The sequence below is a fragment of the Paenibacillus sp. DP01 genome (genome assembly GCF_044784315.1).
Classification (GTDB): Bacteria; Bacillota; Bacilli; order Paenibacillales; family Paenibacillaceae; genus Paenibacillus; species Paenibacillus polymyxa.
In genome coordinates this window covers 4,067,055-4,079,009 of record NZ_CP173059.1, presented here as the reverse complement: position 1 = coordinate 4,079,009, position 11,955 = coordinate 4,067,055, and the positions used below count along the sequence as shown (strand labels likewise).

14 protein-coding genes are annotated in these 11,955 nt (G+C 44.4%); 8 read left to right on the top strand and 6 right to left on the bottom strand.

Going from position 1 to position 11,955, the window contains the following annotated elements:
• Positions 1 to 93 precede the first annotated feature (93 nt).
• On the bottom strand, positions 94 to 651 hold the full coding sequence (locus ACH59B_RS17860) for a YdhK family protein (RefSeq protein ID WP_045244292.1): 558 nt from the start codon (positions 649 to 651) through the stop codon (positions 94 to 96).
• A gap of 289 nt (positions 652 to 940) precedes the next feature.
• On the opposite strand from ACH59B_RS17860, the gene ACH59B_RS17855 reads away from it, so the two are divergent.
• Both ACH59B_RS17855 and ACH59B_RS17850 read left to right on the top strand, forming a co-directional pair.
• Positions 941 to 1,780 carry a MetQ/NlpA family ABC transporter substrate-binding protein gene (locus ACH59B_RS17855; RefSeq protein ID WP_031461962.1) on the top strand — a complete coding sequence of 280 codons (840 nt, stop codon included), beginning with the start codon at positions 941 to 943 and terminating at the stop codon, positions 1,778 to 1,780.
• Positions 1,781 to 1,848: 68 nt separating this feature from the next.
• A complete protein-coding gene (locus ACH59B_RS17850; protein ID WP_045244293.1) occupies positions 1,849 to 3,024 on the top strand; it encodes an aminotransferase class I/II-fold pyridoxal phosphate-dependent enzyme in 1,176 nt (391 codons plus the stop codon).
• Positions 3,025 to 3,068: 44 nt separating this feature from the next.
• Here the strand turns inward: ACH59B_RS17850 and ACH59B_RS17845 are convergent, their stop codons facing one another.
• From ACH59B_RS17845 to ACH59B_RS17830, 4 genes are all read right to left on the bottom strand, one after another.
• Positions 3,069 to 3,554, bottom strand: a complete 486-nt coding sequence (locus ACH59B_RS17845; RefSeq protein ID WP_045244294.1) for a DUF5381 family protein — start codon at positions 3,552 to 3,554, stop codon at positions 3,069 to 3,071.
• The gene (locus ACH59B_RS17840; protein ID WP_045244295.1) at positions 3,547 to 4,383 is read right to left on the bottom strand and encodes a hypothetical protein; all 837 of its coding nucleotides are present in this window, start codon (positions 4,381 to 4,383) and stop codon (positions 3,547 to 3,549) included. Before ACH59B_RS17840 ends, ACH59B_RS17845 begins: the two co-directional genes overlap by 8 nt.
• 33 nt (positions 4,384 to 4,416) lie before the next feature.
• The gene (locus tag ACH59B_RS17835) at positions 4,417 to 5,502 is read right to left on the bottom strand and encodes a WXG100 family type VII secretion target (protein ID WP_044787725.1); all 1,086 of its coding nucleotides are present in this window, start codon (positions 5,500 to 5,502) and stop codon (positions 4,417 to 4,419) included.
• Positions 5,503 to 5,777: 275 nt separating this feature from the next.
• Positions 5,778 to 6,524, bottom strand: a complete 747-nt coding sequence (locus ACH59B_RS17830; protein ID WP_151255846.1) for a hypothetical protein — start codon at positions 6,522 to 6,524, stop codon at positions 5,778 to 5,780.
• Between the two features lie 159 nt (positions 6,525 to 6,683).
• Here ACH59B_RS17830 and ACH59B_RS17825 point away from each other — a divergent pair, with 159 nt between their 5' ends.
• Positions 6,684 to 7,610, top strand: a complete 927-nt coding sequence (locus ACH59B_RS17825; protein WP_045244296.1) for a cell division protein ZipA C-terminal FtsZ-binding domain-containing protein — start codon at positions 6,684 to 6,686, stop codon at positions 7,608 to 7,610.
• A 20-nt stretch (positions 7,611 to 7,630) separates the two neighbouring features.
• Positions 7,631 to 8,332 carry a DUF1963 domain-containing protein gene (locus ACH59B_RS17820; protein ID WP_031461955.1) on the top strand — a complete coding sequence of 234 codons (702 nt, stop codon included), beginning with the start codon at positions 7,631 to 7,633 and terminating at the stop codon, positions 8,330 to 8,332.
• A 5-nt stretch (positions 8,333 to 8,337) separates the two neighbouring features.
• Here the strand turns inward: ACH59B_RS17820 and ACH59B_RS17815 are convergent, their stop codons facing one another.
• Positions 8,338 to 9,069 (bottom strand): hypothetical protein, encoded by a 732-nt coding sequence (locus tag ACH59B_RS17815; RefSeq protein WP_045244297.1) that lies wholly within the window; start codon positions 9,067 to 9,069, stop codon positions 8,338 to 8,340.
• Positions 9,070 to 9,201: 132 nt separating this feature from the next.
• On the opposite strand from ACH59B_RS17815, the gene ACH59B_RS17810 reads away from it, so the two are divergent.
• The 4 genes from ACH59B_RS17810 (at position 9,202) to ACH59B_RS17795 (ending at position 11,943) form a co-directional block, all read left to right on the top strand.
• Positions 9,202 to 9,678, top strand: a complete 477-nt coding sequence (locus ACH59B_RS17810) for a DUF6097 family protein (protein WP_016821801.1) — start codon at positions 9,202 to 9,204, stop codon at positions 9,676 to 9,678.
• A 46-nt stretch (positions 9,679 to 9,724) separates the two neighbouring features.
• Positions 9,725 to 10,192: a hypothetical protein gene (locus ACH59B_RS17805; protein ID WP_017426854.1), complete on the top strand. Its 468-nt coding sequence runs from the start codon at positions 9,725 to 9,727 to the stop codon at positions 10,190 to 10,192.
• Positions 10,193 to 10,236: 44 nt separating this feature from the next.
• Positions 10,237 to 11,031: a hypothetical protein gene (locus tag ACH59B_RS17800; RefSeq protein WP_031461951.1), complete on the top strand. Its 795-nt coding sequence runs from the start codon at positions 10,237 to 10,239 to the stop codon at positions 11,029 to 11,031.
• Between the two features lie 123 nt (positions 11,032 to 11,154).
• Positions 11,155 to 11,943 (top strand): YwiC-like family protein, encoded by a 789-nt coding sequence (locus ACH59B_RS17795; protein WP_045244591.1) that lies wholly within the window; start codon positions 11,155 to 11,157, stop codon positions 11,941 to 11,943.
• Positions 11,944 to 11,955: the final 12 nt, after the last annotated feature.

Below are 11,955 nucleotides of genomic sequence, written 5' to 3'. Positions count from 1 at the left end.
CAACAAGGTTTGTCCAAATCCCATAAAGCCGTTCAAAGGGAGCCGTTGCCCGGCTCCCTTTGGCGATCACAAGCAACCTATGATAAAAGAGTTCTAATTGGCTGAAAGCTCACTCTCCGTCACCCATTTATGATTTTTGACAGGCTCTCCTCCAGTAGTCGGCGTATAGTCTACCATATATACGGTCGTTGGCTCAGCGGAATCTATGATAGCCTTAGCCCCATCCATCCCCTTCATATGATCTGCCGCCAGAATAACTTCTGTGCCAGCTGCATAGGGCTCGCTGCCCGCATCCTTAATCTCTTCATGAATAACCCACTTATGATTATTCACTTTTTCTCCTCCAGTGGTTGGTGTATAGGAGACTGTATAAGCAGTAGTCGTATAAGCACCTACAACCGTGGCCGTAGCGCCCTTCATGCCTGCCATATGATCGGCTTGAATGGTCGCTTGGCTGCCAATTTTGAAGGCTGGGTTTTCAGCTTCTTTTAGTCCAGCAGGAAGCTCACTGGATGTGGAATGGTTCATATCTGATGCGTCATGCTGTTGACTGCTGCTTGTCGTATGCTCCTGGGCTGGCGTGTTACTGTTCCCGCACCCACTCAAAATAATCATGACTGCACCAGCAAGTAAAGTCCATTGTATTCTCATATTCAATAGCTCCTTTAGGGTTATATTCTCACACTCAAATATACCCATAGGGGGTATGTTTGAAACGGAATTATTTTACAAACTTGTGAAGTGCTTTGTTTTCAAGTGGAGCGCCCGAAGCGACCCCCTTTTTAGTTTTGCGGAAGATACGTAATTTAAATGTTGTTGACAGTGAATAAAAAATCATTGTAATATCTACAAAACATATCAAATTACTATGTTTTAAAAGCTTTAAATATTTTAACTCACCAAAACTAGACCATATCAAGGAGCAGGGGGAGACATCAAAATGAAGAAACAATGGATTTCATTTATAGTGCTGCTGGGAGTAGTTATGCTTTTTATTTCAGGCTGTGGCAGCAAGAATACGTCGGGCAGCGCTGCGGACGAAGAAAAGAAAACACTGCATATCGGCTTTAATCCCGGTCCATATAGCGATCAGTTTAAGAATGGTGTGGCTCCATATTTGGAGAAGAAGGGATATAAGATTACATATAAAGAGTTTACAGACGGGGTTCAGCCTAATGTAGCCGTAGCTAATGGAGATATTGATGCCAATGTGTTCCAGCATTCGCTCTATCTGGACTCTATCAATAAGCGGGAGAAGATTGATCTGGTTGGTGCTGTGCAGGTCCCGACACCTCCAATGGGATTATACTCCAGCAAGCATACCAGCCTTGAGGAAGTCAGCGCTGGAGCCCAAATCAACCTGCCCAACGAGCCAGTCAATATGCTGCGGGCGCTGAACATTTTGAAGGAAGTAGGTTGGATTACGTTAAAGGACAATATTGATCCATTGCAAACCTCGGTGAACGACATCACCTCTAATCCGCATCATCTACAATTTGTTGCTACCGACCCGGCACAAGGGCCACGTGCATTGGAGGATGTTGATTTTGCGGCTATACAAGGGAATTTTGCTGTATCGAATGGAATGAAGTTAACCTCGGCATTAAAGCTTGAAAAACTGACAGATCCATTCACAAATGTGGTAGCTGTGGACAGCAAGAATAAGGACAAGCCCTTCGTCAAAGACATTATTGAGGGATATCATTCCGATGAATTCCAAAAGTACATCCAATCGAATCCTGTGTATGAAGGCTACAAGCTGCCAAGCTATTTTAAATAACTGAGGTATTATCTTATGTGGACTGACTTACCTAGTCTGTATCTTATGGATAGAAGGTGGAGATAAACGTGATTTTTTCATCCTCTGATCTCGTCAAGGCTCTGCCTGACAACTATTTTAGCGCAATTGATGACAAAGTGAATCTGTATAAAAGCAAAGGAATAGATGTAATTAATTTGGCAGCCGGCAACCCAGATCAGCCAACACCACCGCATATCATCAACGCTTTGAAGGAAGCGGTCGATCAACCGATCAATCAGGGCTACCCGCCTTTTCATGGGAAAAGAAGCACGCTGGAGGCTGTCGCTGCGTTCTATCAACGGGAGTATCAGGTGGAGCTAGACCCTGACCGGGAAGTTGCTGTATTCAATGGCTCAGCCATAGGTGTAATGGGGATTCCGCAGGCGTTGCTGAATCCCGGTGATTGGTTGTTGACCACCGATCCGGCATATCCCCAATATTATTCCGCTGCTGCGCTGGCAAGAGCTCGTATTCATACGATTCCTCTGGATGAGAAACATGGATTCTTGCCGGACTATACAACCGTACCTGAAGAAATCGCAAAGCAGGTCAAACTGCTCATGATTAATTATCCGAACAATCCGACAGGAGTGGTAGCTTCCGTAGATTTCCTGACGAACACACTGGATTATGCTGCTCGGCACCAGTTTCCGGTTATGAATGACTTTGCATATGGTGCTCTTGGATTTGGCGGGCATAAGCCAATTAGTCTATTGCAAATCCCTGGCGGCAAGGAATATGGTGTCGAGACGTATACAGCTTCCAAAACGTATAACATGGCTGGATGGCGCTTTGGCTTTGCGGTTGGAAATGCGTCCGTTATTGGTGCGCTTAAGCATTATCATACGCATGCCTACAGTACTGTTTTTGGCGCGGTACAAGATGCGGGAGCTGTCGCATTGCTGGGCACCCAGGAGCCAGTACGGAAGCTCGCGGCGTTATATGAGCGGCGACGTGATGTTCTCATTGCAGCGTTACGAAATATTGGCTGGGATGTTGCCGCTCCCCAAGGGTCTTTTTTTGCCTGGTTCAAGGTGCCGGAGGGGTATACATCGGCTTCCTTTGCAAACTTTTTATTGGACGAGGCGCATGTTGCGGTTGCCCCTGGAGAAGGGTTTGGTCGTGCAGGAGCTTCTTATGTGAGGGTCAGCCTGGTGAACAGTGAAGAAAGACTGCTAGAGGCGGTACAGCGCATCGCAGCAACGGGTGTCTTTCAAGCATAAAGAATAAGCTGGAATAAAAGAAATTCATGGAATGAGAGCGCAAATCAAAAACGTTTTTTCTTCAGCTTGCCATACTGGTTAATGAGAGTTCGCAGTTGTTTCCCGGCTTGATTCAGTTCCATATCGTTCAGCACATAATCGGTGCTGACTTCCCAGGTGCTGCGGTCATTCAGATGAAAAATAAAGGTGGGGAAACGAGGGCGCAACCATTTGCGGATGGAGGCTCCCTCGAATTCAACTTTAGTGATTGCAGACCACGGGACAGTTCGAATACCGTCGGAAATACTGTGTTCATCAAAGATGAACAGGAAGGTATCCTTACGAAGCGTTCTGTTCAAACAGACCACCAAATAACTACCAAAAAAAGGAATTCCAATCATAGCAGACGTAATAAAGAAGAAGATTTGCAGAGCAGAGATATCTTCGTCGATAAAAATGAGCAACAGTAAAAACAGACAAATCAGCACAAACATCAAGCTACCAAGGGCTTTCCAAAATGCTAGAGATCTGCGATATACAATTTTATCCACGGAATACCGCCTCGTCGGGTACAAACGCCTGAATGAACTGAGTGATCCGTTCTCTCCAGTCTGATTCAGTCACACTTTCAATGCGCAGACATGGGGTGGCCTGCATATCCAGTGCTGTATTTCTTACGATCCACACATCATTCGTTCCTTTAAGAACAAATAGCAGATTTGTAACGGAAGGCCCCTCTTCATCCGTGTCCGTGTATACCATCTGGCTCAAATTATCGAGGTTGCAGTGATTACGATTAAAATCCTCTCGCCAGTCTTGTATCATTTGCTCAGCCGACTCTTGAAGCTTCCACGTTGCCATTTGCTGCATCGTGAAGTTAGATGAGGTTAACTCATTCCACTGTTCTTCTGTCAGATCGACGTATCGGCAGTGTGCATTGAAGTTTGGGGAAAACAGGTCGAATAATTGATCAATGTCGTGATGCCAGTCTTCTGGGGAAGACCAGCGAAAGAAATGGAGTTCATTGTGGCTGGAGAGGTGATACAAAAAACGGCCATTTCCATGGTGTATCGTTAATGTATTTTGCTTGTCCTGTTGCTCCTTGTATCCACGCAGCATTTGGCGGCTTTGTACCAGATGAGCCAGCATGTCAACAATGAACGTATCAAATTCAAGCTGCTGTTGCCCGTCATCCTGCTGTTCCAACAAGCCCTTGGATACCAGGCTATGTGTTGCAGCATGAAAAAGCAGTTCCCAGCGATCCTCCGTTAGTTCCCCGTAATAGGATTGGAGCAGACCCGAAGCCATATCCTCTGCACCCAGTGCAGTCAAGGCAAAGCCTAGTTCCTCAAGCGTTAAAATTACCGTTTGTTTGTCCATAGTCAGGCTCCTTCTCTCTCTGTTAAGTGTATGTTATTTAAATAGTTTGCTGGCCCAGCGTATCCCTTTTTCGGCGAACTTGGCGACTTTTCCACCTGCCCAGCTTCCCACTGTACCGCCAACGTATGCACCGACGGCTGCACCAACCGGACCGCCGATAGCACCGCCTACGGACCCCAAAACGACAGCACCGCCATAAGTTGCGGCAGTTTTGATCGCTACGTTAGAAGCAGATACAGCCACATCCGTTCCGGTAAGCTTCCCACTTTTCCATTTTCCAGCCAGACTGATGCCCTCGCCCACAATATTCATGGTGGCATTAATAGGGTACAGCTTTTTGGCGATCATGCCGGGAATTTGGCGGGTGGCTATGCCATAACGTCCTTTTTCCACCCCGGCGATGACGTTGCGCGTCCACTGAGGAAAGCTATTGGCTTTGTTGAATCCAAGGCCGAGCTTACCCATTTGCAGCTTTCCGGCTAAACGGTCAAAGCCCTTCAAGCCTTTCATGACAATACCTGGTTTAGCGAATTGGCGGTTTATGCTTTTGCCCAAATTACGCATAAAAGCATTGTTACCTTTGCCTTTCACCCATGCCGCATTATGTATAACCGCCCGAGTGGGATTTTTCAGACTTTTTTTGAATTCTACTGTTTTGGTGAGCACAAGTGTGGAAGCCAGACCACTATAGATCGCTGTCCCGGCAAAGCCCAATTGTCCCCGCCATTTATTGGCTTCTGACAGGCTGTTAATGGCTATATCTGCTGGGTCGTTCCCTTTTTTCCCAGAAGTTGCTCCTTCATTGCTCTTAATCTGTCCGCTCTGATCTCCTTGGTTAATCCCTGTGTCTGCTTGGGTATCTGTTTCCTTGAATTTTACTGCAATGGAACGCAGCTCTGTGCTGACAGAACCGACCGTTTGAGTAAAAGCATCCATTTGTCCACGTGCTTTATGAAAATCCTGATAAAAGCGCTGCTGTGTCGTTCCTGCCCAGCTATTCTCTAGCATTTGGATTTGCTGTGACAGTTGTCCGCAAATTTGTGCTCCCAGTTCACGTGCCTGTGCGAACTGCCTGGAAACCGCCTCTAGTTTCTCAGGAGGAACCATAATTTTAGCCATGATGTCCACCTCGGATGATTAAAATAATTACTTAATATTTTAGTGATTCTAGTTGTGGTTAGCAAAAAAAGGAGGGGGTTTTTGTTAAAAATAAGTCATTTGTATGAGTTCATGAGGGGGTATAAGGGAAAATAGTAGGAGTTGTTATGATTCGAAATTCTTACATGTTACTCATAAAGAAGATGAAAAAAAGCCTCTCTGTTCAAATGGAGCTTTCCATAAGAATGAGAGGCCATCATGCATAGAAGCTACTATATAATGTGCGACACTCTAGCTTATTTTAAAGGAACCTGCTTGGACAGCTTTTCAAACTGCTGCAAGTGAGGGGTGATCTTGGCGGTAATCCCTTTGAGATATTTGATGGCCGCTTGTCTTTGACGTTCTTTGGTTGCGACCTCTTCAGGGAACATGGAGTATTCCTTTTGAACGGAGCCATTTTTATAATTTACGGAGAAAAGCTCTCCTTGCTGCCACCTTTGGATCAGATCCTGATTACTGTGCAAAATATTTAGCACTTCTTTACCATTTTTATAAGTAAAGCTGTAGTCTGGATCGGCTACAGCATGGATCACTTGGTAGCCGTTCTGTAATCCATTGTTCTGAAAAGTACCGACTTGGATTTCATTCGAACGTATCGTTCCGTCCGTTTGCGTCACTTTATCAGTCTGCGTACCCTTGCCACTTATGGTGTCATTGCTCCACGTTCCGCTATATACGACTTTATGATGTTGTCCATCTGCATCCGTGTATTGATTTATATATTTCCCAGTACCTGATCGCTTGCCATTCACAAAATCACCCGAATACTGCTTATATTCGCTCCATTTGATCGTACCGCGCCCGTGTGGCTGACCATTCTCAACCTCTCCATAGTAAGTAGCCTGCCCGGATAACTGAAGCAATTCCTTGGTTGCAGCTGCATTCGCTGCAGGTATATTTACCAACAGCGCTCCAGAAATCAGCGATGCAGACACCATAATAGGCAGGGACAAAGCCTTTCCTTTTTGCCAAAGTTTTTGCATCATGAGTTCTCCCCTTTCGAAGCTTTGAGTTTCTACGAATCATGTTCAACGACCCAGCACCGTTTTTATACTATTTTGTGCTTGGTGATTTATAGTTTAATATAGATTGAGAATTATAGGAAACTGTTAAGTGAAAACAGGTAATAAGGAGGGGAATTCTTGAATTTACCAGAACATGGGAGTGAGGATGTATCTAGCATTCTTGCCGTAGAGTTGGTACAGAAGCCTGTGAAGACCATAAAAGGAATCCATCAAGTGGAGCCAGATGCTAATATCTATTGGCTGATTGATGTGGAATTCAGTGGTTTTACGTTGTCAGATGAAGATATTTTGCAATTGCTTAAGGGGTATATTGTGTATGGGCACGTCCATGATTTGCAGATATGGACTAGTGTGGGACGCAGACCGGCAGGTGAATGCCATTATGATAAAATCTGTATTTGTATGGATATATTCGATAATGTAGAGATGCAGATTCGATTGGAAGAAGCCAAAGTTACTGACTTTATGAACACACTGCCAGCGCGATTTCAGGAGAAGGGTACCGTTCGTGTGCTTCCTCGGGAGGACGCTGCTCATGCACGTGCAAAAGCGGAAAAACTTCAAGCATTTGTAGATCAGGAAGGTGAGAGGGAACACACTGTCATGCTTAGGCTGGTAGCAGATCAAGGTCAATCTTACCGTGGAGTGGACATCTGGGATGTCATGCTCAGCCTTGGAATGGAGTGGGGAGATATGGATATTTTCCATGCACACCATCACGGTCCGGGAGGCTATGATGAACTATTTAGCGTACATACGGGAACCGATCCCGGCTTCTTTTGGTTGAGTACACTCGCAGAGGATCGCTTTGCAGATTTGATTTTCAGTATGGATGCGGTACGAACGGTGCAGCCGCAAGCTGTGTTTGAGGCGATGTGGAAAGGTGCCGAATATGCGCGCGCCAGACTCGGTGGGACATTAGTGAATGAACAGGAGCTGCCAGCTGTACAGGAAGACTATCTGCGCCAGATTCAAGAGATGGAAGACCGCTTAAGTGAGTTTGGTTGTAGAGCAGGCGAGGATGTTGTGATGTTTCTATTCTAGGTTAGAAAGGAGTGATTTCGTTGTCCAGCAACTCCATTGAGAAGCTAAGAACGATTTTAAGACGTAAAGCTACTATTTTTCATACAGGGGGACGCAGACCGTCGGGTTCCCTTGATCAGAGCTGGATCGGTAGAGTCACAGTAGCTTTACCGACAGAGGAACAGCCGATTGACGTACAGGGAAATGTTATGGCTCCGATCATGCAATTGTATCTGCCTGCTATGCCTTTTGTTCCTCAGGCTATACGTGATATCAAGCTGTTGACAGTCTTCCTGTCTCCCGATGTACTGGATCATGAGGATATGGAAGGATATATGTGTATTCGTGAGTATACGTCGGTAGAGGATTTGGTTGAAAAAGATTTTGGTCCGGCATTTATGCAAATCAAAGCATTTCCGCTGTTCCCCGAGCTCATAGAGAATGATTATCCGGTCTGGGACGGTGAAGATATTCCTGAGGAATACGGCAATGCCCTCAAAGATATGGACGAGGAGGAGCCCGACTATTTCGAGGACATCGTAGAGGACATATATGCGGTTCACAAAATGGGCGGCTATCCCAGCTTTATTCAACCAGGCATCGACTTTGGCGAAGGCTGTGAATTTGTGTTTCAGATTGCGTCAGATGCCAAAGCCGAATTGAATATTGTCGATGGGGGTAGCTTTTATTTTGCCAAGCATCAGAATGAAGGAACCTGGCGAGGTTACTTTGATTTCTATTAATAAGCTCATGTAGGGAAGAGCCTGGAAGCGATCGTTTTGTACAGCATGGTTCGAATACTTTTGAGTCTATCGAAGTTTTCCTGAAAAGTAACTCCGGCATGTTGTTGCAAGCCTTCTTCGAAATCTTTTTTATAATGGAGCATAGCTTCTGGGTAAAGGCCAATGATATGAATTTGATTCCATGTCGGAAAGGCGTCATGATGGTACCACACTTCCAATGTTTCAAGGGCAATCATCATGTAGCACCACTTTTTATGCTCAAGAATGTTTCGCATGGCAGGGCCGTTATTGTGAATCATAATGTGCCGAAATTCATCCAAATATGGGGCTTGCACATCTACATATTCAACAGCAAAAAAGGGTTTGAATGCACGTCGCTGTACATGTTGCGGTGGTGTGGGGTAATTCGATTGGGGCGTGCTGATCATCAATTCGCTGCGTACCTCTATTTCTTTTGGGAAGCCTGTCAGCTGTTGCTTTAACTTCACATATTGCTCGGCGACCGATTTGCTTTCAACTTGTAGAAGCAGCAGGAAGTTCCATGAATCGAATTCTCCGCGCTTTTCTGCCGTCAATCTGAATCTGTAGACTTCATAGCCTTGGCTCGTATGCTCAACCATACATTGTTCCAAAAATGGTTTGACATTTATATTAAAATATTGAATGTACCGTGACATGGATAATTTAGGAATACGATGGCTTTCAGCCAGATAGAGTTGGTGATCAACAGACTGCATGACCAATCTCCCTTCTGTTTTATATTAGACTATCCTATCTTATCATTTGTTTATAATTTTCCATACATTGTCATGTTCAGTGTGAAACGATATACTCGTAATTTAGAAACTATTGAAATGAGGTAAAAAGATATGAATGTTTTAGGTCAGTTAGGATCTGCTATCCAGAGCAGCCTATTTATTCAATCCGAACTGAAGAAAGCACATGCATTGATTCAAAAGCACGACCTGCCTGTAGAGCAGGTGGAAGATGATTTTCACAAGCAAATTATCTTGCTGGAGCAATATGCTGGCACTCGCATTTTTCAGCAAGGGCTTGCCAGATACAAAGTAATCAATGCAATGCTTATGATCCTATCTGTGATTATATTGCTGGCAGCAGTTATCGTTGCAGTGGTGGAATATTTGCAGCCGGAGCGGCATCTGCTGCAAGTGTTGGCGAATGCCATGTTTGACCACTGGGTTCCCTCTATTACGATACTTAGTGTTGTATTTGTGGGTGTGATCGTTCTTGCCATCGTGAGAAATGTTTATGCCAGACGATTACATACGCGTGTGCTGGATCGGTCCTGGCAGGCCATTTTCCATCATGTGGACAAACGAGGATAAAGAGTAGCTGTAGAAGATTGGCATATCAGTTTAAGGAGTGGCAGCAATGAATGACTGGGAATCGGGCATCATTCAAGTTGATAATGAGCACGCGATTTATTCTTCTTTAACAGAAGAGCAGTTGTTAGAGACCGATTTGTACACGAAATATTTTCATTCTGTAAGAAAGCTAGGGAATGATTACATTTGGTATCATTTTGATCAAGTTCCTCTGCTGCACCGGTATTTTTTTGTGTCTGTATGCTTTAAGGATACGAGTCTAGTGGTTGTGGAGATTTCGCTCCAAGGCAATGAATTTCCAACTTCATGGGATAATTGGTCTGAAGAAGGGGAAAGAAAGCGTCAAAGGGAGCATGATCGTTTGTTACAACGACATTTGTCCGTAAAGCCAAGCTATCGTCAAACCAAGCCTTACCCCTATATGGAATATGAACTTGACTGGGGGAAAATCTCTTCTTATTTTGACCCGCGGTCGGGAAATACGGCCGTTGCTTTTAAGTATAAAGGTGAATAGCGATCTTGTAGGTGAGACTGTTGGGATAAGTAAGGAGAAGTGTGATGGATAAAAAAGCAAAGAAAATACTCATGAACACTTTCTGGTCCAGCGGCTGGAAGCAGGAGCGAGGACCCTTTTCGGGTGAGGATTTTGAATATGCCAAAAGTAAGGGCTTGATGTTCGATCCGATCACCATTACACATGATGAGATGATAAAAAGGTTATATGAGCTGCATCAGCAAAAGGCTACAAAAGAGCGAGTGGCAGCGGCGTTTCTGCACAGTCTTTCCACGAAAAAGGTTCATTTGCGAAGCGCCTTATCGAGCTGGGCATTAACCGCAAAACTGCCTATGCATACCTATGGGGAGCGACCTGTCGTCCTGACCAATTACAGCAGCTGTGGGGATTGTAATTTTCATAAACTAATGTCCGATAAGGAATACGTCAATAAGGATTTGAATGTGCTGAATTTTGAACGGATCAAATGGGGCGGTATTCGGCTGAATCACCTTCTTTACTGCTGGATGGACCTTGAATTGTTTAGTCAAGAAGAGGAGTTCCAGGTTTCTGATGAGGATCTGGCTATCCTTCATAACATGCTGGAAGCGGTTCAGGACTGTGAGGCTCAGAATGGTGCGCGGCAATTGGAGAAGCGCTGGAAAGATGTGTTCCCATCCAGCAAAAATGAACGCGACGTGGTTATGGAGGTATGGGGATATGCTGGCTTGCTGGCACCACGGGACACACCTCGTAGACGCCGCGGCGGCAATGATGATTTTTATTCGGTAGCAGCCTGGCAAGGAGATGACGGATACTCCCAGGAAGCGCTGGACTATTATTTTGGTACGTTTTTATAAAGAAAGTGAAGGTTTATCTTCAGGTTAGGCTATTCCCCCAAACAAAAAAGGGAACTCCCTGATTGGTTCAATTGGACAGAATACTTAGAATTAAAGTAGGGTGAAAAATTGAATTTTGGGGGAATGGATGATGAGTCGATTAACCGAAGCTATAAAGATGTTACACATTGTGAAAAAAGGATCAAGACTTTGAAAGGGATCGATAGATACATCCCCAATCAGCATGGAGCCTGGGCAATGCTCATTCTTCCATTTTTGTTTGGCTTAGCTGCTTCTCCAAAACAATTCATTCATATACCTCTATTCGTATGCTGGTTTTTTATCTATTTATTTAGTTTTCCTGTTCTCCAATGGATCAAAACGGGAAACAGTAAAAGATACCGTAAACCTGTTGTTATATACGGAGCAATACTCCTTCCTCTTTTGGCTTCTCTAGTATGGGTTAAACCTGCGTTGATCTGGTACGGAGTTCTGCTCCTGTTCTTTTTTATGGCTAATATGTATTACGCCAAAATGAAGAATGAGCGTGCTTTGTTAAATGACATTACCGCGATTCTGCTTTTCTGTTCTTTTATATACCCTGTTGTTCATATTGGAGAAGGTGGAGATTGGACATTAACCACAGAGCTATTTTTGCTGTTGGTATGTTATTTCATAGGAACGGCTCTTTATGTTAAAACGATCATCCGTGAAAGAAAAAATCCACGTTACTATTATGCGTCTATTACCTATCATCTGATCATTGTGCTGTTGGCCGCCTGGCTCAAGGTGTTTTTGGTTATTCCATTTTTAATTTTGTTCATACGAGCTATATGGCTTCCTAAATTCGAGTTAAAGGCAAAGCATGTAGGCATGGCTGAAATTGGATTTTCATTGATGCTCTATGTATCTGTGCTGTTTTTATATTTTTAAAAAGGAGAGACA